Origin of the sequence: Natronorubrum daqingense, from assembly GCF_001971705.1 — an archaeon.
Taxonomy (GTDB): domain Archaea; phylum Halobacteriota; class Halobacteria; order Halobacteriales; family Natrialbaceae; genus Natronorubrum; species Natronorubrum daqingense.
Genome location: NZ_CP019327.1, coordinates 1,788,254 through 1,810,613 on the forward strand (window position 1 = coordinate 1,788,254; position 22,360 = coordinate 1,810,613).

General features: G+C 61.7%; 18 protein-coding genes. 7 read left to right on the top strand and 11 right to left on the bottom strand.

Annotated features, from left to right (window positions below):
- Window position 1 precedes the first annotated feature (1 nt).
- Together BB347_RS08775 and BB347_RS08780 are read right to left on the bottom strand one after the other, a co-directional pair.
- The gene (locus tag BB347_RS08775; protein WP_076580630.1) at window positions 2-1,243 is read right to left on the bottom strand and encodes a cytochrome D1 domain-containing protein; all 1,242 of its coding nucleotides are present in this window, start codon (window positions 1,241-1,243) and stop codon (window positions 2-4) included.
- Between the two features lie 124 nt (window positions 1,244-1,367).
- Window positions 1,368-1,886 carry a winged helix-turn-helix transcriptional regulator gene (locus BB347_RS08780; protein ID WP_076580632.1) on the bottom strand — a complete coding sequence of 173 codons (519 nt, stop codon included), beginning with the start codon at window positions 1,884-1,886 and terminating at the stop codon, window positions 1,368-1,370.
- 212 nt (window positions 1,887-2,098) lie between these two features.
- On the opposite strand from BB347_RS08780, the gene BB347_RS08785 reads away from it, so the two are divergent.
- Window positions 2,099-2,518 carry a DUF7471 family protein gene (locus BB347_RS08785; RefSeq protein WP_076580634.1) on the top strand — a complete coding sequence of 140 codons (420 nt, stop codon included), beginning with the start codon at window positions 2,099-2,101 and terminating at the stop codon, window positions 2,516-2,518.
- Window positions 2,519-2,572: 54 nt separating this feature from the next.
- On the opposite strand, the gene ribB is transcribed toward BB347_RS08785, so the two are convergent.
- The 7 genes from ribB to glpK form a co-directional block, all read right to left on the bottom strand.
- Entirely contained in the window at window positions 2,573-3,286 is a 714-nt protein-coding gene (ribB, locus tag BB347_RS08790; RefSeq protein WP_076580636.1) for a 3,4-dihydroxy-2-butanone-4-phosphate synthase, read from the bottom strand.
- Entirely contained in the window at window positions 3,283-3,990 is a 708-nt protein-coding gene (locus tag BB347_RS08795; protein ID WP_076580638.1) for a DUF120 domain-containing protein, read from the bottom strand. Before BB347_RS08795 ends, ribB begins: the two co-directional genes overlap by 4 nt.
- A 234-nt stretch (window positions 3,991-4,224) precedes the next feature.
- Window positions 4,225-5,250 (bottom strand): 4-demethylwyosine synthase TYW1, encoded by a 1,026-nt coding sequence (twy1, locus tag BB347_RS08800; protein ID WP_076580640.1) that lies wholly within the window; start codon window positions 5,248-5,250, stop codon window positions 4,225-4,227.
- A gap of 97 nt (window positions 5,251-5,347) precedes the next feature.
- Window positions 5,348-5,638: a hypothetical protein gene (locus BB347_RS08805; protein WP_076580642.1), complete on the bottom strand. Its 291-nt coding sequence runs from the start codon at window positions 5,636-5,638 to the stop codon at window positions 5,348-5,350.
- Window positions 5,639-5,682: 44 nt separating this feature from the next.
- Window positions 5,683-6,366 (bottom strand): HAD-IIB family hydrolase, encoded by a 684-nt coding sequence (locus BB347_RS08810; protein WP_076580644.1) that lies wholly within the window; start codon window positions 6,364-6,366, stop codon window positions 5,683-5,685.
- A 101-nt stretch (window positions 6,367-6,467) separates the two neighbouring features.
- On the bottom strand, window positions 6,468-7,619 hold the full coding sequence (locus tag BB347_RS08815; RefSeq protein WP_076580646.1) for a hypothetical protein: 1,152 nt from the start codon (window positions 7,617-7,619) through the stop codon (window positions 6,468-6,470).
- The gene (gene glpK / locus BB347_RS08820; RefSeq protein WP_076580648.1) at window positions 7,616-9,160 is read right to left on the bottom strand and encodes a glycerol kinase GlpK; all 1,545 of its coding nucleotides are present in this window, start codon (window positions 9,158-9,160) and stop codon (window positions 7,616-7,618) included. Before glpK ends, BB347_RS08815 begins: the two co-directional genes overlap by 4 nt.
- A gap of 308 nt (window positions 9,161-9,468) precedes the next feature.
- Here glpK and glpA point away from each other — a divergent pair, with 308 nt between their 5' ends.
- The 4 genes from glpA (at window position 9,469) to BB347_RS08840 (ending at window position 15,061) form a co-directional block, all read left to right on the top strand.
- Window positions 9,469-11,139, top strand: coding sequence for an anaerobic glycerol-3-phosphate dehydrogenase subunit GlpA (gene glpA, locus BB347_RS08825; RefSeq protein ID WP_076580650.1), 1,671 nt, complete (start codon window positions 9,469-9,471; stop codon window positions 11,137-11,139).
- Complete coding sequence (gene glpB / locus BB347_RS08830) at window positions 11,140-12,453, top strand: glycerol-3-phosphate dehydrogenase subunit GlpB (RefSeq protein WP_076580652.1); 1,314 nt, start codon at window positions 11,140-11,142, stop codon at window positions 12,451-12,453.
- Window positions 12,454-12,562: 109 nt separating this feature from the next.
- Window positions 12,563-13,909, top strand: a complete 1,347-nt coding sequence (locus tag BB347_RS08835; RefSeq protein WP_076580654.1) for an anaerobic glycerol-3-phosphate dehydrogenase subunit C — start codon at window positions 12,563-12,565, stop codon at window positions 13,907-13,909.
- Window positions 13,910-13,912: 3 nt separating this feature from the next.
- A complete protein-coding gene (locus BB347_RS08840; RefSeq protein ID WP_076580656.1) occupies window positions 13,913-15,061 on the top strand; it encodes a Cdc6/Cdc18 family protein in 1,149 nt (382 codons plus the stop codon).
- 77 nt (window positions 15,062-15,138) lie between these two features.
- Here BB347_RS08840 and BB347_RS08845 read toward each other — a convergent pair whose 3' ends face one another.
- Together BB347_RS08845 and BB347_RS08850 are read right to left on the bottom strand one after the other, a co-directional pair.
- Window positions 15,139-16,065, bottom strand: a complete 927-nt coding sequence (locus tag BB347_RS08845; RefSeq protein ID WP_076580658.1) for a DUF368 domain-containing protein — start codon at window positions 16,063-16,065, stop codon at window positions 15,139-15,141.
- 152 nt (window positions 16,066-16,217) lie between these two features.
- The gene (locus tag BB347_RS08850; protein ID WP_076580660.1) at window positions 16,218-19,217 is read right to left on the bottom strand and encodes an oligosaccharyl transferase, archaeosortase A system-associated; all 3,000 of its coding nucleotides are present in this window, start codon (window positions 19,215-19,217) and stop codon (window positions 16,218-16,220) included.
- Window positions 19,218-19,415: 198 nt separating this feature from the next.
- Here BB347_RS08850 and aglG point away from each other — a divergent pair, with 198 nt between their 5' ends.
- Window positions 19,416-20,333 (top strand): glucosyl-dolichyl phosphate glucuronosyltransferase, encoded by a 918-nt coding sequence (gene aglG / locus BB347_RS08855; RefSeq protein WP_076580662.1) that lies wholly within the window; start codon window positions 19,416-19,418, stop codon window positions 20,331-20,333.
- 56 nt (window positions 20,334-20,389) lie between these two features.
- Window positions 20,390-21,538 (top strand): glycosyltransferase family 4 protein, encoded by a 1,149-nt coding sequence (locus tag BB347_RS08860; RefSeq protein WP_076580664.1) that lies wholly within the window; start codon window positions 20,390-20,392, stop codon window positions 21,536-21,538.
- The last annotated feature ends 822 nt before the right edge of the window (window positions 21,539-22,360 follow it).

Consider the following 22,360-nt stretch of genomic DNA (forward strand, 5'->3'; position numbering starts at 1 on the left):
GCTATCGAATCTGTCCAGTGTAGCCGACCCCCGAGTCGCCGACGTACTGAATCGTATCGACGCCGTCTTCGACGTCGACCTCTGCGACCTCCTGTTCGGCCATGTCGACGACGGCGACGAAGCCGTCTGCTGGTGCAGGTGTGAAGAAGTACTCGTCGCCGGCGACGCCGGATCGGTGAAGGTTCTCAGCGTCCTCGGGTCGCTCGATTTCGCCGACCTCGAGCGTGTCGACGACCTCGAACTCCTCGACGTCGATGACGGCAGCCCCGTCGTTATCCGTGTTCGCCGTAAAGGCGTACAGCCCGTCGTCGCCGTCGTAGTAGCGCAACGCGTCGGGGCCACCTTCGACGGAGACCGAGCCGACCTCCTCGCTGTCCTCGCTCGTCGCGTCGAGGAACCGGATGTCGTCGCCGTCGAGTACGCCCATGAGTTCCTCGTCGGGCGTGAGGTACATCCCACCCGCTAGCTCGAGTTCGTCGACGACGTCGTCGTCGTCGGTGTCGACGACGACCGTCTGGTCGCCGTATTCGAAGTAGGCCAGTCCCGTCTGCGGGCTGTAGGCCTTGTAGTGGGTCCCCTCGTCGGGGTCGTCGAACTCGATGAAGTCGCTTCGCTCGTACTCGTCCAGATCGATTACCGGCGCACCCGGATCGTTGACGTTCGTGGCGTAGCCCATCGAGCCGAAATCCTCGTGGTAGAGCAACTTGCCGTGGCCTTCGTCGTCCATCCCGGATTGGACGGTTTCGATAACCTCGTGATCGTTCGTGTCGATGACGTAAAACGCGCCTTCCTCGTCCGAGTGAGCCCATATTTCGTCGTCGTTCGGGTGATACATGTGCGTCGCGTCGGGCCCGATGTCGACCTCCGCGACGACCTCTCGAGCCTCGGTGTCGATCACGAGCACCTGATCGAGGGACTCCTCGATGACGTAAATCTCCGAGAGATCGGTCGTGATCTTCGCGTCGCCCCAGCTATTGTCGTCGATATCGTCCGTGATTTCGTCGACCACGTCGCCTTCCTCGGGGTCGATGATGGCGACCTCGTTTGGCCCGAACGCGAACGCGAGACCCTCGCTTTCCTCGCCGCCGGACTCCCCGTTGTCGTCGTGATCGTGTCCATCGTCACCGCCTGAGCCGTCGTCCCCTCCGTCGTCATCGTCACCACTCGCACAGCCTGCAATACCAACGAGTAGACCAGTACTTGCAAGTTGAACGTATCGTCGTCGATCCATCTGTCGAGCCATAGGCGGCCCTTTGTAGACAGCTACATTTGTGCTTCTGGTACGGTAGCCGAAATTATGGTTCGATCGTCGAATCGGCTATCGCTACCGCCGCCGAGCAAGCGTAGATGCGTAAAAACAGGCCGTCTTACGACGGGGTCTCGAGCAAGCTATCGACGAGTCGCGTGAACCGATCGACCAGTCGATCGGGCACCGTTGGCGTGATTTCGGAGAGCAACGGTGCGGTTCGCTCCGGATTCACGAGGACGAGCGAGACCCGGTTTCGCGAATCGTAGCGTTTCTCGACGACATTCTGCTCGAGTAAGTGATCGAGGTGATACTCGAGCGTGCTGCGAGCGATGTCGAGGTCCGCAGCGACGGCTTCCGGGCCGACCGGTTCGTGTTCGATGAGGTAGACGACGACCGCTCGCGTCGTCTCGCGGCGAAACAGTGCGAGGGTCGCGCGCTCCCACTCGTCGTACTGTGGCGGGTAGTAGTGTGTCTGGCCGTACCACTCTTCTCGGACGAGGTCGCCTGCGTCGGTGAGTCGTCGAATATGATACTGCACTTGCCCCGGTGCGAATTCGGACTGTCTGACGAGTTCGTTGAAGTGAATGCCGGCGTGTTCGTGTACGTGCGTGCTAATCTGTCGACGAGTGGAGTTCATTGAAATCGAGAGTTGTGTCCGTTTTCAATCCTGTTTCAGGGAGTCGGTCGTATCACCAGCTAGCACAGCAACGGTGATAACGCCTTTTGATCGTTCCCGACAAGTAAGAACAACGGACGTACCTTCCTGATGGTTGCTCGAGCCGTCACTCGTCGAGTCACGGAGTCGACCGAAGAGCATAGATACTCTCCGACACGATGTAGTATCGGTAGATGCACCACTCGAACCCGTTCGATATCGCGTGGTTGGATCCACAACTGGCTCCGATTTTACTCGCCGTGATCGTCCTCGCCGTCATCGGGACGACGATTCTCTTCTGTGTCGGCGTCGTCGCCTACTCTCGCCGCCGGTCGTTGCGATACCTCCTCATTACGATCGTGTTGGGGCTGCTCGTCGGTCGATCACTCATCGGGTTGGGGACCGTCTTCGGCCTGTTACCGATGACGTTTCATCACCTCGTCGAGCACAGCGTCGACTTTACGATCGCCGTACTCATCCTCTATGCCGTCTATCGAAGCGGCCCCGTTGGGAACACCGAGAGTCAAATTACGTCCGACGGCGGACGCGACCTCGGGAATAGCTCCGAGGGCAGCGGTAATTCCGGGAATGGCCCCGACGACGACTGGCAGTAATAACCAGGATTCGAGTAGCGAGTAGCGACAGCCAGAAATCGGTGAAAGCCAGTCCTATGCTAATCGGTCGAGAACGTCACGACCCTCCAGATACGTGAACCCGTGGCGTTGAGCGTACGCTCGAGCGTCTGCCGGGGTTCGTGCCTCGCCGGTTTCGTCGTCGAGCATCTCACAGACGACGACCGCGGGCGACAGGTCGGCTTCGTCGGCGAGGGCGACGCCCAGTTCGGTGTGGCCCGCTCGCTGCTCGAGGAGGTCGGGTGCGGCTTTGAGCAAGTGGACGTGGCCGGGGACCCGAAACGTCTCGGCGAAGTCGGTCGCCGTCGGCGACGCCGCCGCCTCGCCGAGTGACCGAATCGTCAGCGACCGATCGGTGTCCGTAATGCCGGTGAAGGTGTCTCGGTGGTTGACCGTCAGCGAGAACGACGAGCGCTCGTCGTAGCCGAGTTCGTGGTCGCCCGCGGCGGGGTGGTCGATCGCGTCGGTGTAAAACGGAAGGTCGAACGCGTCCGCCGTCTCGTGACCGAGTGCGACGCAGACGAGTCCGCCGGCGTCGTTTCGCATCCGACTCACGGCCTCTGGCGTCACGCTGTCGGCGTGATAGATCAGGTCCGTTTCGCCCTCTCGGTCGGCCGCGTCGTGAACGAGTACCGGCTCGCCGGCGCGAAGGGACTCGAGCGCGTCGTCGACGGTCCCCGTCGTCGCCGCCGGGTTCGTCTCACCGTCTGCACCCGCGTTCGAGCGAGGGCCGGCGTGGTGGCCGGTCATCGTCGATCACCCACGTAGACGGTGACGTGATCGTCGTCCTCGAGGCCGAGTTCCTCGCGAAGTTTCTCCGGGGCGATCACCTCGAGTTGGTCCTCGTCGTGGTGCGTTCGTTCCGGGGCGATGATGTGGGCGTCATCGTAGCGCTCGCCCGTCGCGGTCTCGATGGTCGCGCGATGGCAGACGGCGGGCCCGTACGTCCGTTCGTCGTCCTCCCAGCCGTCGATCGGAACCGGCTCGAGCGAGGAAATCGCACTGCGTCGGCGGACGCTGTCCTCGCGAAGGTCGACGTTCAACGTACCGGGGAAGGGCTCGTAGCCGAGTCGGTCCTCGAACTGACTCATGTAGCCCGACAGCGAGATGTAGTGGCGACCCTCGCCCATGCCGCTGGTGACGGTGCCGTCGAGTTCGATCTCGGAGTCCGTCTCGAAGATGCGACGGTAGTCCTCGTACTCGCCGTGGAGCGTCTGTTCACCGTCGTCGGTGATCGCCACCCACTGACCGTCACTGACCGTATCGCGCTCGAGTAAGCCCTCGCTCTCGAGGCGCTGGAGGCGTCGCGACGCGGTCTGATTCGACGCGTCCAATCGATCCGCGAGGTGAGAACAGGAGATCTTGACGTCGCCTTCGAGACCCCCCTCGAGGGCGAGCAGTTTGAGCACGGCGAGTTCGTCGTGCCCGACGGCAGCCGCGGCGGTAATTGACATACCACTTGGTTTGAGACACGACCCTAAAAGCATACCGAATGTGGCATGCGTAACAGAATTGTGAAGGCGAGCGACATCGAGACGCCGCGTCGGTACTTCATCGTCGTGGATGCGGGTGAAAAAGCCATCGGTCGCGGCGGTGTCTGGGGGCCAAACGGCGTTTCCGAAATTGGCGGGGCAGATCGAACCGATCCGCAACTCGACCGAGATGGACAGATTCGCAACCCGACCGCTTCAGTCGCCGACGACCGGATCTCGCTCCCAGAACTCGCTGCCCTTCTTCAGCTTTGGCACCCAGGTGTCCTTTTGTTTCGCGAGCAAGGCGACGCGGGACTCCGGAACGCCGCGACACTCAGTGAACTCGGGCATGTACGATTTGACGTCCTCGGCGAACTCGAGGACCTCCTCGTGGTCTGGCATCGCCGACCGGTCGAGACGCCCCTGGGAGTGGCCGACGTGCATGTAGGCCTTGAGTTCGATAAAGTCCGGATCAGCCTGCTGGTAGAAGCCGGCGTACCAGTCCGGGTGGTGCATGTTCTCGCCCTTGACGAGCGTCGTCCGAAGGACGGTTCGCGTCTCGTCCTTCTCGGCGAGCACGTTCATCGTCTCGAGTAACTTGTCCCACGCGTCGTCTTCCATCGCGCCGACGACCTCGTCGAAGGTGTGGCGTTCCGGGGCGTCGACGCTGACGTACAGTTGGGTCGGGTCGCACGCTCTGAGCATCTCGGGACGGGTGCCATTCGAGACGAGAAAGGTCGTGATGTCTCGGTCGTGGAAGGCGTCGATCAGTTCGGGCAGGTAGGGGTAAAGCGTCGGTTCGCCGTCGAGCGAAATCGCGACGTGGCGTGGCTCCATAGACTGCTCGAAGACTTCACGGGGAACCTCGTCGTTGCCGCCAAAGCCCGAGAGGAGACGCTTTTGCAGGTCGATAGAGGCATCGACAACGGCTTCGGGGTCGTCCCACTCCACGCCGTCCATCTCGTAGGAGTGGCCCTGATGGTCCCGCCAGCAGAAAACGCAGCGCTCGTTACACCGAACGACCGGCGTCATCTGGATGCACCGATGGGACTCGATGCCGTAGTAGATGTACTTGTAGCACTTCCCCTCACCCCGAAGGGCGTTCGCCGTCCACCCACACGTCTGGGCGGCCGTGTGGTTCTCGCTGTGATAGTCCGGGCTCGAGACCTGCATCGCCCCGTCGTCTTCTCCTTCCTCGGCGTCGGTCCCAGAATCGACGCCCGTCTCGGCGGAGTTACTCATGTTGTCCTCGCTTGAACGGGCGCAGTCAAAAGCCGTGTGGTGTCTTCGCTGTGAATCGGTGCTCGAGCCACCAACCGAACAACCCGACGTCGGTTCGTTAGTCGTGGGGCAGTTCTCCCGGTTCGGCGGGTTCGTCGTCCTCGGAGACGATTTCGCGTTCGAAACCGTACAACACCAGCCCCGTGTTCGCGGTCATGATGACGCCCGTCATCGGCGCTGCCGGGACGAAGAGATACAACCCGACGCCGACCGCGAAGGGAGCCGCGACGACGACCGCCCAGAACACCGGCCTCGAGATGTCCACGCGCGAGGCGTCCCAGTAGGCCACGCCGAAGAGCGCGACCGTCGTCACGGAGCCAAACACGGCGACGAGGATGTCGACGACCATACGTCGTAGTTCGTCGGCCGGAAGAAAAGCGTTCTGAGTACCGCCTAGACCGTCCGGCTCACTCGCTCGAGCACCGCGAGCGTTCCGTCCGCGTGGCTCGCCTCGAGCACCTCGTCCGCCGCCGCTCGCGCCAGTTCGTCGGCGTTGTTCACGGCGAAACTCCGACCGACGGCCTCGAACGTCGAGACGTCGTTGACCGAGTCCCCGATTGCGACGGCCGTCTCGAGGTCGATCCCGACGCGGTCGGCGATCGTCTCGAGGCCGTCGCCCTTGTTCGGCTCGGTGTCCTTGACGTGGTAGGCGTAGCCGGTGTCGACGACCTCGAGTCCGTGCTTCGCGGCGATTTTGCGCAGCGGCTCGAGGGGCTGGTCACGGTTGACTGCAACTTCGGTCTCGCGCCAGCGGTTAACCGTATTCTCCTGGCCCCAGCCGGGCGAGTAGCCGGCCGCACGGTAGTCCTCGACGACGGCCTGTGCAGCCTCCCGGTCGGCGGTGAAGAAGACGTCGTCCCCGGTGTAGACGACGCCGCCGTTTTCGGCCACCACGAGTTCGGGAATGCCGGCGAAGTGACAGAGTGCGACGGGGTAGGGAAAGGCCTTCCCGGTGGCGATGACGACGGGTGCCTCCCAGTCGCGAACGGGGTCGAAGATGCGCGGATCGATTCCCCAGCCCTCGGGACGGGTCAGCGTCCCGTCGATATCGAGCACGAGCGGCGGATCGGTTGTCATACTTGCCTCTGGGCGTGGCGTCGCCTAAAGCGGACGGGTCCTGGAACGGGACTCGAGTGAGCAATATCTACCGAAAGTGAGAAGAAGTCAGCAGCTTGCGATCAGAACCACGGCACCCAGACCGTGTGCGGGAAGACTCCAACGACGTACAGCAGTGCCACGAGGAACGTTCCGAACACGATCGCTGCGGCGGGTGGGTCCACGTGCGTGTCGCCGTGGGCGTAGAAGACCCGCTGGAACAGTTCGCCGAACAGCGCACAGATCACACCGAAGACGAGGCCGACGACGAGTGCGACTTCCGCGGACTGGGCGGCTAACACCGCACCCTCTTGATAGCTCACGAGGTCCGTATCGTAGAAGTCGCTCCCGCCGAAGTCGTAGACTGCCATCGCGGCGGTGCCAGCGGGGAGCGTGATGTGATGGGTGACGGGAACCTTCTCGATACCGAGGTTGAGGAACAACAGCGACGCGGCGCTGATCCCGAATCCGAGGAACGCACTCTCCGTCATGATCGCAATCCACGCACCGAGGATGCCGACGAAGAGTCCGAGCGTGGCAACGTGACCCCACTTGTACTGGTGGGGAAGCCACGGTTCGACGGTGAACCGACCAGCGCTCGCCTCATCGCCTCTGTCTTTTTTGTCGGGCGTGATGGCGTCGCCACCTTCGGGTGTCTCGTCCGTCGCGGCGTTCGAGTCGACGACTTTCGATCCGCCGTCCGCGGACGTGCGGCGTTCCCCGCGTTCGAAGGGACTCATGTCGAGGATACCGCTTCCTCGAACCTTGCCGATGATGCTGTATCCGAGGATGAGTCGGTGGAAGATCGCCGAGAGGACGACCCCCATCGCGATCGGATCGTAGGGCATTCCAAGCCCCTCCGACGCGACGGTCAACCAGTAGCCGAGGACGCCGAAGAGCGCACCGACGACGAGCACGTCGGGTTTCGTCCCGAGCGCCTGCGCGATGTTCTTCGCCTGATGATAGTCGTCTTCGAAGCCGTCCATGTACCCTTTCTTCGCGGCGTAAGCCGTCGCGGCCACACCACCGGCGAAGCTCACTGCGGGAGAAAAGGCCGGGCCGAACGCGATCTCGTCCGTAATCGCGCCGCCCCCGCCGGCGATCGCAGACGCCTCGCCGGCGATCACCATGAAGCCGGTGAAGACGAACGCGGGAAGCGGACCGATCGCCGCGCCGAACGCGCCGCCGGCGAGTGCAGCGATGATGTACGCGAGGTCGGTGAGCGCCTCGATCATTCTGCGTCACCGTCGTTAGCCCAGCCCAGCGATCGGTCGACGGCGTCCTGCCAGCGCCCGTAGCGCGCGTCCGCCGTGTCGCTATCCATCTCGGGATCGAACTCGCGGTCGACCTGCCAGTTGTTCCGCAGGCTGTCGACGTCATCCCAGTAGTTCACCGCGAGCCCGGCCGCGTACGCCGAGCCGAGCGCCGTCGTCTCGTCGACGACCGGCCGGACGATCTCCGAGCCGATGATGTCCGACTGGAGTTGACAGAGGTAGTTGTTCTTGACCGCGCCGCCGTCGACCTTCAGCGAGCGCATCTTGATGCCCGAGTCGGCTTCCATCGCCTCCGCCACGTCCCGCGTCTGGTAGGCGATCGACTCGAGCGTCGCGCGAACGATGTGTTCTTTCTTCGTGCCGCGGGTCATCCCGACGATGGTCCCGCGGGCGCGTTGATCCCAGTGTGGCGCGCCGAGGCCCGTAAAGGCGGGCACGACGTAGACGCCGTCCGTCGAATCGACGCTTCGGGCTAGTTCGGCCGTCTGTGCCGGATTGTCGATCAGCGAGACGTCCTCGAGCCACTCGACTGCCGCGCCGGTGATGAATATCGATCCCTCGAGGGCGTACTGGACGGGCTCACCGGAGCGCTGGAAGCCGATCGTCGTCAACAGACCGTGGTCACTCTCGACGGCCTCGTTGCCGGTGTTCATCAGGAAGAACGAGCCCGTGCCGTAGGTGTTCTTGGCGTCGCCGGCGTCGAAACAGGTCTGGCCGAACAGGGCCGCCTGCTGATCGCCGAGTGCGCCCGCGACGGGAATTTCGGCCTCGAGGAACCCTTCGGGGTGCGTCGAGCCGTACGTGTCGTCGTCGCTCGAGGGCCGAACTTCGGGGAGCATCTCGCGGGAAATGTCGAACTCCGAGAGGAGGTCGTCGTCCCACTCGAGGTCGTGGATGTTGTAGAGCATCGTCCGCGAGGCGTTCGTGACCTCGGTGATGTGGTTGCCCGTGAGGTTGTAGATCAGCCACGAGTCGATCGTGCCGAAGAGCACGTCGCCGCGTTCCGCGCGGTCGCGGATGTCGTCGGGACGCGAGCGTTCCATCTTGATCGGGTCGGCGTTCTCGAGCAACCACTCGGCTTTCGTCGCCGAGAAGTAGGCGTCGGCCTCGAGCCCGGTCTTCTCGCGGATCGTCTCGACCATCCCGTTTTCCTCGAGCTCCTCGACCCGTTCTGTGGTCCGCCGATCCTGCCAGACGATGGCGTTGTGAACGGGCTTGCCCGAATCGGCGTTCCACAGCAGCGTCGTCTCGCGCTGATTCGTGACGCCGATCGCCTCGAGTTGCTCGGGACTGATGCCGGCCTGTCCGAGCGCCTGCGTGATGACGGTCTTCGTATTCTCCCAGATCTCCATGGGGTCGTGTTCGACCCACCCGGGCTCCGGATAGATTTGCTCGTGCGTTTCGTATGCGTTCGCGACAACCTGCCCGCTGTGATCGAACACGATAAAGCGCGTGCCGGTCGTCCCCTGGTCTACCGCTCCGACGTATGTGGTTTCTGTCACTGGTATTCACCCCTTCGGTGTCGCCACGCGATGATTTTACTGCTGGTCGCGTGATACTGGTAAACAATATCGACGTTCATTATAAAAGTTGCTGACCATTACGATTACGAGAAATCGAGACCTGCTCGAGAAGGCTCCAAAATAGCGTATCCTCCGTTTTAACGAACAGTTTCGAAGTCAAACACGTGTCGGTGTCGCCTCGATTCGAGTACTCGCGACGGTCGAATCCGGCTCCCGTCCGTATGTTATGTCTGTTCGAGGAGCGCCGATAAAATAATGAATCGGGGTACCTAGAGTCGAACGAAGGGATGGCAGACGACACCGAGGTCCTCGTGCTCGGCGGTGGCTCGACTGGCTGTGGTATCGCCCGGGATCTGGCGATGCGCGGCCTCGAGGTCACCCTCCTCGAGCGCGGGACCCTGACCGACGGGACGACCGGCCGCATGCACGGCCTCTTACACAGCGGCGGGCGATACGCCGTCTCTGATCAGGCCAGTGCGACCGAGTGTATCGAGGAGAACGAAATTTTGCGAGACGTTGCGAGCCACTGCGTCGAGGAAACCAGCGGCTTGTTCGTCCAACGACCCGAGGATCCCGACGAGTACTTTCAGGAGAAACTCGAGGGCTGTCGCGACTGTGGAATCCCCGCGCGGGTGCTCTCGGGGCGCGAGGCCCGCGAGGTCGAACCCTACCTCGCGGACGACGTCTCGCGCGCGATCGAGGTTCCCGACGGCGCGGTCGATCCGTTCCGTCTCTGCGTCGCGAACGCCCTCGACGCGCAGAATCACGGCGCACGCATCGAGACCCACGCCGAGGTGATCGACCTGCTGCGTGAGGGTGACGACATCTACGGCGTTACAGTTCGCCACGAGTCAGGACCCGGGAAGCGAACGCACGACACCCCCGGAACGACCGAGGAGATCACCGCCGAGTACGTCGTCAACGCGACGGGCGCGTGGGCGGGCCAGATCGGAGCGATGGCCGATCTCGACGTCGCGGTTCGGCCTTCGAAGGGCGTCATGACCATCATGAACGTCCGGCAAGTCGACACGGTCATCAACCGCTGTCGGCCGAAAGGCGACGCCGATATCATCGTTCCCCACGAGACGACGGCGATTCTCGGCACGACGGACGAGGAAGTCTCCGATCCGGACGACTACCCCGAAGAACAGTGGGAGGTCGACCAGATGATCGACACGCTCTCGGAACTCGTCCCGATTCTCGAGGAGGCCCGAACGATCCGTTCGTTCTGGGGCGTTCGTCCGCTGTACGAACCGCCGGGAACGGGAACGACGGACCCAACGGACATCACGCGGGACTTCTTCCTGCTCGACCACGCCGAGCGCGACGGCGTCTCCGGCATGACGAGCATTGTCGGCGGCAAATTCACGACCTACCGCGCGATGGCCGAAGAAATCTCGAACCACGTCTGTGCAAAACTGGGTGTCAGCGCGTCGTGTGCGACCGCCGAGGAGCCACTCCCCGGGAGCGAGAACATCGAAGCGCTCGAGGCCGGGATGGACCAGTTCGGGCTTCGATCACCGGTCGCTCGCCGAAGCACGCAGCGACTCGGCAGTCGGGCACAGGAGGTCCTCGAGACGAACGAGGCGAATCCTGTTATCTGCCAGTGCGAGGGCGTCACGCGCGCCGAGGTCTGTGATGCGATCGAGCAGTCGGGTTCGGACCTGAACGCCGTTCGCATCCGCACGCGCGCCTCGATGGGGAACTGTCAGGGCGGCTTTTGCTGTCAGAACATGGCGAACGAACTCCACCCCACCTACGACGAGGCGACGGTTCGGGCCGCACTCGACGAACTCTTCCAGGAGCGCTGGAAGGGCGAGCGCCACGCCCTCTGGGGTGAACAGCTCTCCCAGGCCATGCTCAACTACGCCCTCCACGCGACGACGATGAACCGGGACCAGGATCCCGCCGACGCGTCGACTGGGTTCGACTACGCCCGATTCGACGGAGGTGCCTAGATGGCGATCGAAGACGACGTTCTCGTGATCGGCGGCGGCCTCGCAGGTACGACGGCCGCACTCGCGGCCGCGGCGTCTGCGAAGGACGCTCGAGTCCGTCTCGTCACGTACAAACAGAGCACGCTGCGACACGCGAGCGGCCTGATCGATATTTTGGGCTACGCGCCGGGTGACGACGCGAACGCGCCGCTCGTCGACCCCTTCGACGCACTCGAGGACCTGCCCGAGGGCCATCCCTACGAACGCGTGGGGAGCCAGGCCGTCCGCGACGCGCTCGCCTTTTTCGACGACATCGCGGGCGACGCCTACGCGGGTGGACACACTGACGCCAACGCGCTCGTCCCGACCCACGGTGGGACGGTCAAACCGACCGCTCGCTATCCAGTCTCGACGGCCGAGGGGCTGGCGAGCGACCCTCGAGAGACCCTCCTCGTCGGCTTCGAGACGCTCCCGGACTTCGACGCCCCACTCGCCGCGAGCCACCTCGAGGCCGCGGGTGCTCCCTTCGAGGCGCGCGGGGTGACGCTCTCGTTCCCCGGCATCGTCCGCGACGACGCCAAAGTGACGCGCTACGCGCACCTGCTCGATCACGACGAGACGGTGTCGACGGGAAGTGGCGAGACAGGCGCGCGGACGGCGCTCGTCACTGCTGTAGAGAGTTACCTCGAGGACGAACCGCGCGTCGGGTTCCCGGCCGTGCTGGGCGACGAACACGCCGACGAGGTCCGAAACGTACTCTCGGACGAACTCGGCGTCGACGTCTTCGAGATCCCGATGGGTCCCCCGAGCCTGCCCGGAATGCGACTCGAGGAGCGACTGTACGACGCGCTCGAGGACGCTGGTGTTCGCGTCACCTCGGGCGTGCCGGTGGTCGAGTACGAGACGGCAGACGGAGACGACGACAGGGGCTGGCGCATCGATCACGTCGTCGTCGACCGCCACGGAGCCGAGATTCCCCACCGAGGCGATCAGTACGTGCTGGCCACCGGCGGGCTGGTCGGGAAGGGAATCGAGTCCGACCGCGAGCAGGTGTCGGAGCCAATCTTCAACTGTCACGTTCCACACGCCGAGGACCGCTACGACTGGTTCGTCGACGACGCTTTCGGCGAACAGCCCTTCGCCGCGTTCGGTCTCGTTCCCGACCGGGAGCTTCGCCCGCTCGACCCCAACGGCGAGCCCGAATTCGAGAATCTGCGAGCCGCTGGGTCCGTTCTGGGCGGCTACGACTACGCCGCGGAGAAATCCGGCGCGGGCGTCTCGCTCGCGACGGGCTACGTCGCCGGCACGCGGGCCGGCGAGGAGGCGACACGATGACCGACCCGAAACCCGTGTCGCGACGCGATCACAGCCAGGCCCGACGCCGACGTGCCGACTCGAGCGACCGTCTCGAACGCGAGCAACCGACTGTGGTGATTTCGATCTCATGAGCAACGCAGAACAACCGAGCGACGAGCAGCCAGGAAACGACGAGTTCGAACCGATTCAGGTCTTTCCAGAGGCCGAAGAGATGGACCTCCGACCGGGCGCGGACGACTGTTACAAGTGCTCGACGTGCGACACGAACTGTCCGGTCGCGAAGGTCGACGACGAGTTCCCCGGACCGAAGTTCCAGGGGCCAGAGCAGTGGCGACTCAAGCGCCAGGACGACCACGACATCGACGACTCCGTGATGAAGTGTTCGAACTGCATGCGCTGTGATAGCGCTTGCCCCTCCGAAGTGCCCCTCTCGCAGATGCACAACACGGCTCGAGGGGAGTACGTCGAGGAGAACATGAGCAAATTCTCTCGGGAGTACGTCCGGAACCGGATGCTCGCGAACTACCGAAGTCTCGCCCCGCTGGCGTCGATGTTCCCCCGCACGGCGAATTTCGTGATGGGGCTTTCGATCACGCAGTGGCTGGGCGAGAAGACCCTCGGCATCACGAGCGAACGGGAGTTACCGGAGTTCGCCACGGAGACGTTCCGCGAGTGGTGGGCGAAGCGAGGCGGCGCGCAGGTCGAGAGCGAAGATAAGCGCATCGCGTACTTCCACGGCTGTTACTCGAACTACAACACGCCGGAGGTCGCGAAAGCTCTCGTCCGCGTCTACGAACACTTCGGCTACGAGATCGTCGTTCCCGAGCAATCCTGTTCGGGGACCCCGATGTTCGCCAACGGGATGCTCGAGGACGCCCGTCGTGCGGCCGAGACGAACGTTCGCGAACTCGCCGCCGCCATCGAGGACGGCGCGGACGTGATCGCCTCCTGTAGCTCCTGTTCGATGTCGCTTCGCCAGGAGTACCCCGAACTGTTCGATTTCGAGGGCACCGAGGACGTCGCCTCGAACACCTGGGACGCCATCGAGTACCTCCGCGTTCACGAGGATCTGCGGGCCGAACTCGAGGGGACCTCGGTCGGCGAGGAGTACGACGATTTCGCCTATCACGCACCGTGTCATTCACGTAACCAGGGACTCGATGGACAGACGATAGCAGTGCTCGACGCGATCGACGGCATCGACGCCCACGACGTCGGCGACTCCTGCTCGGGAATCTCCGGTACGTACGGGTGGAAAGAAGAGAACTACGAGACGTCCATGAAAATTGGCGAGGAAATGTTCGAACACATGGAGAACTCGAACGCCGAAACCGGACTCACCGAGTGCCCGACCTGCTCGATGCAGATGGGCCACGGCACCGGCTACGAGATCAAACACACGCTCGAGGTGCTCGAGGCCGCGCTGGTGGGAGCAGACAGCGATGGCGTGGAGCCCAAACGCAAGGAGGAGTAGGAGATGGATCTGGAGGAACGAATCGCTCGACGACGGTCGGCTCGACGGGGACGGGCCGTCGTCGTCGACCACGACCAACTGAGCCCCGTCGTCCACCGACCGGACCCGATCGGACGCGGCCCCGTGTTAGAACAGCTACTCGACGCACTCGAGGCAGTCTTCGACGGCGAGTTGCCACCTCCAGTCGCCGTCGTCGGCCCGTCAGGATCCGGGACGACAGCGATCGTCACGGCGCTCTTCGGTGCACTCAACGAACGCCTCGGCGAACCCACTCGAGCGATCGGCACGACGACGCGAGCCGCGAGTTCGAAGCCGGTAACGTGGTTTATCCACGTCGACGGCCGGCGCGTCGAGAGCGATTTCGCGTTCTATCGAACGGTCCTCTCCGTCGTCTCGAACAACCACGTCCCAGAGAGCGGCGTCGGAACTGCCGATTTGCGGGATCGACTCGCCGAGCGGCTCTCGCGACCGGACCGCAAAGCCATCGTCGCAATCGATCACCACGACGAACCCCAAACTCTCTCCTACGGCCGCGTTCGCGAGTTACTCGAGCCCCTCGCTGACAGCGTCTCGACCGTCGCGGTCGGGCAGGAGCCACCAGACGAATGGACGGACGACCAGCCAATCGTCACCGTCCCAGCCTACCGGCAACACGAACTCGTCGACGTGCTCACCGACCGCGTCTCGACCGGCCTCGCGGCGGGCAGCCTCGATCACCAAACGATTCGAGACGTTGCGATGTGGGCGGACGGCAACGCACACGACGCGCTCGCAGTCTTGTTCAGCGCCGCCAGCCTCGCGACCGAGGAAGGCAGCGACCGAATCGAACCCGAGCACCTCGAGACGGCTCGAGTCGACGTCCCCAACGAGAGCGTCCACTTGGATCGCGTGCTCACGCTCTCGGAGACGCGCCAGCAAGTGCTCGCCGACCTCGTCACCGTCGATTCCGAGGAGCAGCCGATTCGAGCCGTCGCGACGGAGATCGCCGAGCGTTCGGAACTCACGAGAGGGACGGTCAAACGATTCCTCTACGAACTCGCCGATCAGGGAATTATCGAACGGGTGCCGTTGGAAGCGACGGGAAGCGGCCGTCGTCCCAGTGCCGTCGTTCCACGGTTTCCGACGATTGCGTTCGAAGAACTCACGGAGTAGGGCTCACCGATTAGCCCGAAGTCACCGATTTTCTCTCAGTACTCGATTGGTCCTCAGTTGTCAGTAGCGATTGGCCCTCAGTACTCGAGGTCGTCGGTGTAGCGGTCGACGAGCAAGACGGCACCGACGCCGATTGCGGCTGCGACGATGGCGATTGCGGGCGTCCCGAGGGCTGTTTCACCGAGGTTTCCGCCCACTTCTTCGACCGGTAACCGGAGCGCGCCGACCATCAGACTCACCAGAAAGGCCAGCGTCGCGGCTCGATAGCGTTCCAGAGCGTACCCAACGATGTGTGCCATCGTGAACAGACCGATCACCGCTCCGACGCCGAAAATCGAGACGACCGTGCCGGACTCGATTACGGGGGCGAGTGCGTTCCCGGTCGCCAACCCGAGGACGCCGTCGACGAACTCGCTCAAAACGCCCGTCATGTACTCGTACTGGCCGAGAATCAGGAGGAAGAACGCCCCCGAGACGCCCGGTAACACCATCGCACAGATCGCGACCGCACCGGCGACGAACACCATCAACGGCCCGTGAGAGACGTCTCCCGTCGTCACTCCCGTGACGAAAAAGGCGATTGCGATGGCAACCGCCGAGACGAAGATCCGCTCGCGCGTCCAGCGATCGATCTGTCTGTAGAGGACGATCGCCGACGCGGCGATCAGGCCGAAGAAAAAGCCGTACGTCGGCACCGGATACGTCGTCGCCGCGACGTGCATCACTCGTGAGAGGACCACGATCGCCGTCGAAATCCCGAGTCCCAGTGCGAGCAAGAACACGACGTCCATCCGCTCGAGTGCCGTCCGAACCTCCGCACGAGCCTCGGGATCGGTTGGGTTCAACGCAGGCTGGAACGCTCTCGGATCGATCGCCGTAATCGCCTGAATCAATCGATCGTAGATGCCGACGATCAACGCGATCGTTGCGCCCGAGACGCCCGGAACGACGTCGGCCGTCCCCATCGAAAACCCCTTGAGATAGATGGCGAGAAGCTCCCGCATTACTCGAGGGTATTTCGGATGCGTGCAAAAGCCTTCTTACTTTTGTAGCAGAGTGCATCGTGACAGCCACGACACCGCCGACGGTTCGGTCGCTGCCCGACGAATCAGAATCACGGTACAGAAACCGGCGAGCGGCCAAAACGTGGTAATCCCTACTCGGCGGGGTCTTCGCCAGCGCCGTCGTCCTCATCCTCGGCGTCAGCCATCTCGTCTTCGAGTTCGTCCTCGTCGATCTCGAGTTCGTCTTCCATCTCGTCGTCGTCGATCTGCTCGTCATCCGCGTCGAGTTCGTCGTCGTCCGCTTCCTCAGGTTCCTCGAGTTCGGTCTGCTCGAAGTCCTCGAGCGTGACCGTCTCGCCGTGGACGACGGCCTCTTCTGGCACTTCGGTTTGGGTCTCGTAGCCGTCCTCACCGAACTCGCCGACCGAGACGTTGTAGTCGCCGGTCGCCATCACGTCACTGTCGGTGTAGCCGTCTTCGACGCCGAGTTCGTCGTCCGTCGCGTACGGCACCGTCACCTCGAAGGAACCGTCGTCCTCGACGTCGACTTCCTGCGTGTACGTGAACTCCCGATCGGCGTTCGTCTCGAGGTCGACGTCGACGGTCGCCGTCGCGTTATCGTCGAGCAGGTCGTCTTCGTCGTCGACTTCACCGCTGAGTGTTGCGCCGTCGACGCGTTCGAACGTCTGGACCGGCTCGCCAACTTGCAAGTCGATCAGTTCGTTCATCGGATCCTGCTGAATCTGGCTGAGTTCGGCCTCGGTCATCGGACCGATACTCATCGACGGCTGTCCCTCACCAGGCGCTGCGAGTTCGCCGTCGTCGACGTGAATCACGTCACCGTCCGAGTACCCCATCTCCTCTAAGTCCTGGGCGGCTTCAGCCTGTGGATCGATGACCTGACTGTCGTACACCTCGGCGGTGGTTCCGATGAGCATCGGCGGCGTCTCCTCGCTCTCGTGGACGGCGCGGTAGTGTTCCATACCGTCCGCGTCGTCGTAGTACAACTGTGCGAGCATCGTCTCGTGGAACGGTGCCTCATCGAAGTCCTCCTGAAGGTCCTCGACGTTGAGGTGCTCACCGGTGTCGTGATCCGACGGCGTCATGTAGTAGCCGTAGTCCGGACCGGACCACTGTGAGATAGCGTTGAACTTGCTACTCGCCATCGCGCTGTCGATCATGACGTAGCGCATCTCCTCGTCACCGGCCTCTTCGGCGTAGGTCTCGAGTTCCTGGTCGGAGAGATCGGTCGGGTTCTCGCCAGCGGCGATCGTATCGAGGACTAACTCACCACGATCCTCGGATTCGGCCGTCAGGAACGCCGACGACGAGTCGGCGTGTTGCTGGAACGGGTTCGAGTGTGGCATCCGTTCGCCCTGCGTCGTGATCAGGTGTCCGTAGTCCCACCACGACATGACGCCGTAGGATCCGGCCGGATAGTCGTAGTCACCGTCCTCTGGGTACTCGTACGTACCCATGTAGTCGAGTTGGTCCGCGTTCTCGTCTTCGCCCCAGTTACCCGGTTCGGGGGTGTTTTCGGCGAGCCAGTGGTTCGATTCCTCCCAGGTCATCGCCTCGTGGTGTGGCCCCATATTTTGGCCCTGCTGCCAGGCAGTTGCTCCGCCGGCCATCGGCGTGAGCAGCGGAACGAACACCAACATCGCGACCAACACGAGCACGATGATCTGGTACGTCTCGACCTGGCGGAGCGAATCGACGCCGCCGCGGATATCGAGGTCGAAGAATCGAACGACGTCAGCGACGAAGATCGCGTTGACGACGGCAACCGCGAGCACGAGGTAGTAGCTAAATCGGGTCTGGGTCGCCGTCATGCTGATCAGGAACAGCGACCAGATGATGACGAGCGTGTATTCGGCACGGAACTCACGCCCCAGGAACGGTCGCGCGACGAGGAACGCGAGACCGGCGAGCATCGTGTAGAACGCCGCACCGAACTCGCCGAAGACGTGGGCGTTGAAGTCGTCCGGCGGCTGGACTTCCGAGACGGTGAGGCCCGTCTCGGAGGGATCGAGCGGGAGGAGTCGTCCCGTGAGGTTGCCGACGAACGTATCGTAGAGATCCGGCAGTGCGAGCCACATCACGACGAACGCGCCGAGGAGCAATCCGCCGATCGCCGCCGGATAATAGCGGCGGTCAATCTCTCGGCTGTTCCAGACTCGAGCGAGTCCGGCCATGAACAGACAACCGAATGCGACGAGGGCAGCAGCAATCGGCTGCAGGAGACCGAAACTGGTCGTACTTCCCAGCGAAACTTCCTCGATCATTACGAGCATGAAGAGCGCGGGAATCGCCATGCTGATCGCACCGACGAACGCGAGGTGGTCGGGCGACGTTCCACGAACGTAATCGAGACAGAGCTGGACGGTGAAGAAGACGGCAAAGATCCCGACGAGGACGACGCCAGGCGGCCACACCCAGAGGTACAAGCTGAGTGCGATACCGGCGAGGGCGCTGTACTTCGCGGGTTCACGGAGTGCATCCCAATCCCTGTCGGCCACGAGTTCGTAAATCGGCTGTTCGCGCTCGGCGACGCGAAGCGCGACCATCATCGAGAGGACGGCGAGTGCCATGAACAACACCTCTGCAACGTGGTGTTGAAGCTGGCCGACCGTCGACCGATAGAAGAACGTCCCCGGTGCGAGCGCGAGAACTGCGATCGACACGAGTCCGCCGATCGTGCCGCCGAGTCGACGACCCATGTAGAAGACAGGAATCGCGACGAGTGCCGCCATTGCTGGGACAGTGAGCAGCGCGACGGAGTAGAGCGTACTCGAGGACGGATCGCCGAGCCCGACGATCATCGCGACGGTGACGATAATCTGATCGAACAGAGTCCCGAACTGACCGACGTAGTTACCCGTCGGAAACCCCGTCCAGATCTCGTAGGGCATCGTATTCGGGTAGTTTTCGGCCGTCCACTCGACGGTCCGCCAATGGTACCACGAGTCGACGGCGTTCAACGCCGGCCGACCGTCGTCGGTGATGAAATTCCCGTACGACAGCACTCGTGTCACGAACATAAACAGTATCACGACGCCGATAAGCGGCAGGTGATACCAATCGCGCCACGTCTCGAGGAGGGAGGGCGAGGCCGCGACACCCTCGTCGACGTGTTCGGTATCCGTACTCATTAGCTTCCACCAGACACAAGTCAAGAATAAGCCTTGTCATATGCCACTCAGCTTTTGTTTGCCAGGTCGAACGACCACCTGACGAGAACGTTGCTTCGACTCGTTATCGCCTCGCTTCACTATCCAAAGACAGCTGAGAATTACCGTCGTTGGGCGAAGGAAAAGGCTTATTCGCCGCTCACAGTAACGGAGAGCCGAATGAAGGTTTCCGTCGTCGCCTGCACGTACGCGATGGATCGATACGACGACTTCTCGGAGTGTATCGACAGTCTCCTCTCTCAAACATACGATCAGATCGAGATTATCGTCGTCGTCGACGGAAACCGTGACGTGTTCGATCGGTTTCGGTCGGACTTTGGAGACAACGCAGCCGTTGCAGCCTACTGCAACGACGAAAATAGGGGCGTCTCGTACAGTCGCACTCGAGGAGCCGAATTGGCGACGGGAGACGTTGTGGCGTTCATCGACGACGATGCGACGGCAGCACCGACCTGGGTCGAGGAGCTGGTAAATACCTATGAGGAAACCGATGCCATCGCTGCTGGCGGAAAAATGACCGGCGATTGGATCGCAGGTAAGCCGGCGACCCTCCCCGAAGAATTCTACTGGCTGATCGGCGTCACGTACCCGGGATTCGCCTCGAGCGGCGACGAGATTCGGAACACGTTCGAATCGAACATCTCCTTTCGCCGCGACGTCTTCGTGAATCTCGGCGGGTTCGACCCCGAACTCGGACCGGATGCCGACTCCTACAGCCATTCAGAGGGGGCCGAAATCGGCACTCGACTCCAGCGCCGCTACGGGCGCGGCGTCGTCTACAATCCCGACGCTATCGTCGCCCACAAGGTATTCGAACACCGAACGAAACTCCGCTGGCTCCTCGCTCGAGCGTTCGAACAGGGCCGATCGAAACGTCGACTCGAGCGTCGAGAGACGGGTTCGAAGGATTCAGAGACGGCGTATTTACAGCAGTTGCTCGGTGGTTTCGTTCCCCGACGGCTTCGGTCACTAGCCGTGTCCCCATCTTTGGCAGGATTCGTGCAATTCGTCATGTTGTTCGTGTTTACTGGGGCTGTAGGAAGTGGGTACGTGTACGAAACGCTCTCCCGTCACTGAGTCGTTCCGTATCAGATAGTATTTACTGAAGACTCCAGAATCCACACTCAATCCGAATGTCGAACGATGACGTTCTCGTCGTGACGCACCCGCTCGCGCCGGCGAGTGAAAACCACGTCGACGCGTTGCTCGAAATACTCTCGGCGATCACATCTGTCGCGCTCGTAACGACCAATCTCTCTGCCGAGTCGGAGATGAGAGAGTCACACGAGGTACTCGAGATCTCAGATCGGGCTGTGGGTGACTCGATTCCAGTCGCCGCACTTCGGTTCGTCCTGAATCAGCTTCGAATGTGCCGAACGATCGCGAAACGGGACGAATCTATTGTGCTCTTTTTCGGTGCAACGTCGTATTTGCTGCCGATCGCCTTCGCAAAGCTTCTCGGACGAACAGTCGTCCTCGAGCCGCGCGGTGATGTCCCACTGACACTGCGATTGCAGTGGGAACAGCGAGTTCCGAATCCGATTGCGCGATTCCTAGCGGGTCTCGTCTGGGGACTCGAGCGAGTCGGCTACCGGGTATCGGATGCTATTATCACCTACACGCCGTCGATGGCCGCGCAACTGGACCTCGAGGGATACGATCACAAACTGTACCCGAACGGTGCACGCTACGTCGATACGGATCGGTTTTCACCGAAAACGCCGTTCGAAGAACGTGATCGTGTCGTGGGATTTCTGGGTCGACTCGACGAAGAGAAAAACGTTCGTACGCTCGCCAGTGCAGCCGCGGCGTTACCGGATGACATTACGTTTCGGTTTATCGGTGATGGACCGTTGCGAGAAGCGTTGGAACACGAACTGAGCGAGGAAATTGCAACTGGTGACGTCGAGTTTACGGGATGGGTCGATCACGAAGACGTTCCTCGAGAACTGAGTTCACTACAGTTGCTAGTATTGCCATCACAGCCAACTGAAGGACTCCCGACGGTAATTTTGGAGTCATTAGCCTGTGGAACACCTGTGCTTGCGACACCTGTGTCTGGTGTACCAGATGTTGTGCGTAAAGGTGAAACTGGATTTTTACTCCATAATACAACTCGACAGGAGATTAACACCTCCATTCAGCAGATCCTTTCTCGAGAGTGCCTTTTGACCATTAGCAAACAGGGTCGAGAGGTTGCCGAAACAACGTATAGCATCGACGGTGCTGTGAACCGATACGAACGGATTCTTCGATCGATCTCCGTTCCAGAAACCAGCTAAACTGAGGGGTCAATTAGTCTTTCTAAGGGCTTCTCAATCAATCAAGACTCCTATACAATAAGGGGAAACACGATTCAAAGATGAATCCGATTACCACTGCCCGAACGCACGGTCTGCCATTTCTCTGGTATTCACTCACAGACCAAGTTCATTCGTCGATAGCCGTGCTGCCAAAATATCGAACTATTGCAGCGAAATACTACCGACGAAAGCAAAGGCCTGTCGACACATATGAGATTCCGATGCAGCCGTTAGAGCGGCGCTTCGTTGACCCACAGCGAATAACGCACGTTAGTGAGTTCCCGAAGCACGGTTACCCAACAAAAAACCGCATGGATCAACTTGGACGGGTTGTCAGTGGAAAATGGGATACAGAGACGCCACGATTCGATTCACAACCGCTAGTCCAATCACTCCGACAACGGTTCAATGACGGAGTAGCCTGGAAACAAACCCCATATGTAAAGGATGTAACTACGGCTGTCGAGAACGATGAAATGGCATGGCACAACTGCCAAACGGTCTCAGATATCGAACAGCGATGTGAGTTTGTTGATCAATTGTACGAACAAATTCGAACACAAGGATACCAAACCCAAGCCGAAATAACTATCCAGACGAGTTACCCTCGGGAGCTCACAAACGAAGTTTTAGTAGATATTGGACGGAATGGACAACTATTATTCATTAATGGTCAACACCGGCTGGCGATTGCAAAGATACTCGAACTCGAGACCATCCCCGTAACGGTCATGGTTCGTCATACGAACTGGATGGAGACACTAGCAGCTGAATACCAACGTGGGGATGTACGGACACATC

Bases quoted from the DNA above. Each gene is read 5' to 3' on its own strand.
- BB347_RS08775 (WP_076580630.1), bottom strand. From the start codon at position 1,243: ATGGCTCGACAGATGGATCGACGACGATACGTTCAACTTGCAAGTACT.
- BB347_RS08780 (WP_076580632.1), bottom strand. From the start codon at position 1,886: ATGAACTCCACTCGTCGACAGATTAGCACGCACGTACACGAACACGCC.
- BB347_RS08785 (WP_076580634.1), top strand. From the start codon at position 2,099: ATGCACCACTCGAACCCGTTCGATATCGCGTGGTTGGATCCACAACTG.
- ribB (WP_076580636.1), bottom strand. From the start codon at position 3,286: ATGACCGGCCACCACGCCGGCCCTCGCTCGAACGCGGGTGCAGACGGT.
- BB347_RS08795 (WP_076580638.1), bottom strand. From the start codon at position 3,990: ATGTCAATTACCGCCGCGGCTGCCGTCGGGCACGACGAACTCGCCGTG.
- twy1 (WP_076580640.1), bottom strand. From the start codon at position 5,250: ATGAGTAACTCCGCCGAGACGGGCGTCGATTCTGGGACCGACGCCGAG.
- BB347_RS08805 (WP_076580642.1), bottom strand. From the start codon at position 5,638: ATGGTCGTCGACATCCTCGTCGCCGTGTTTGGCTCCGTGACGACGGTC.
- BB347_RS08810 (WP_076580644.1), bottom strand. From the start codon at position 6,366: ATGACAACCGATCCGCCGCTCGTGCTCGATATCGACGGGACGCTGACC.
- BB347_RS08815 (WP_076580646.1), bottom strand. From the start codon at position 7,619: ATGATCGAGGCGCTCACCGACCTCGCGTACATCATCGCTGCACTCGCC.
- glpA (WP_076580650.1), top strand. From the start codon at position 9,469: ATGGCAGACGACACCGAGGTCCTCGTGCTCGGCGGTGGCTCGACTGGC.
- glpB (WP_076580652.1), top strand. From the start codon at position 11,140: ATGGCGATCGAAGACGACGTTCTCGTGATCGGCGGCGGCCTCGCAGGT.
- BB347_RS08835 (WP_076580654.1), top strand. From the start codon at position 12,563: ATGAGCAACGCAGAACAACCGAGCGACGAGCAGCCAGGAAACGACGAG.
- BB347_RS08840 (WP_076580656.1), top strand. From the start codon at position 13,913: ATGGATCTGGAGGAACGAATCGCTCGACGACGGTCGGCTCGACGGGGA.
- BB347_RS08845 (WP_076580658.1), bottom strand. From the start codon at position 16,065: ATGCGGGAGCTTCTCGCCATCTATCTCAAGGGGTTTTCGATGGGGACG.
- BB347_RS08850 (WP_076580660.1), bottom strand. From the start codon at position 19,217: ATGAGTACGGATACCGAACACGTCGACGAGGGTGTCGCGGCCTCGCCC.
- aglG (WP_076580662.1), top strand. From the start codon at position 19,416: ATGAAGGTTTCCGTCGTCGCCTGCACGTACGCGATGGATCGATACGAC.
- BB347_RS08860 (WP_076580664.1), top strand. From the start codon at position 20,390: ATGTCGAACGATGACGTTCTCGTCGTGACGCACCCGCTCGCGCCGGCG.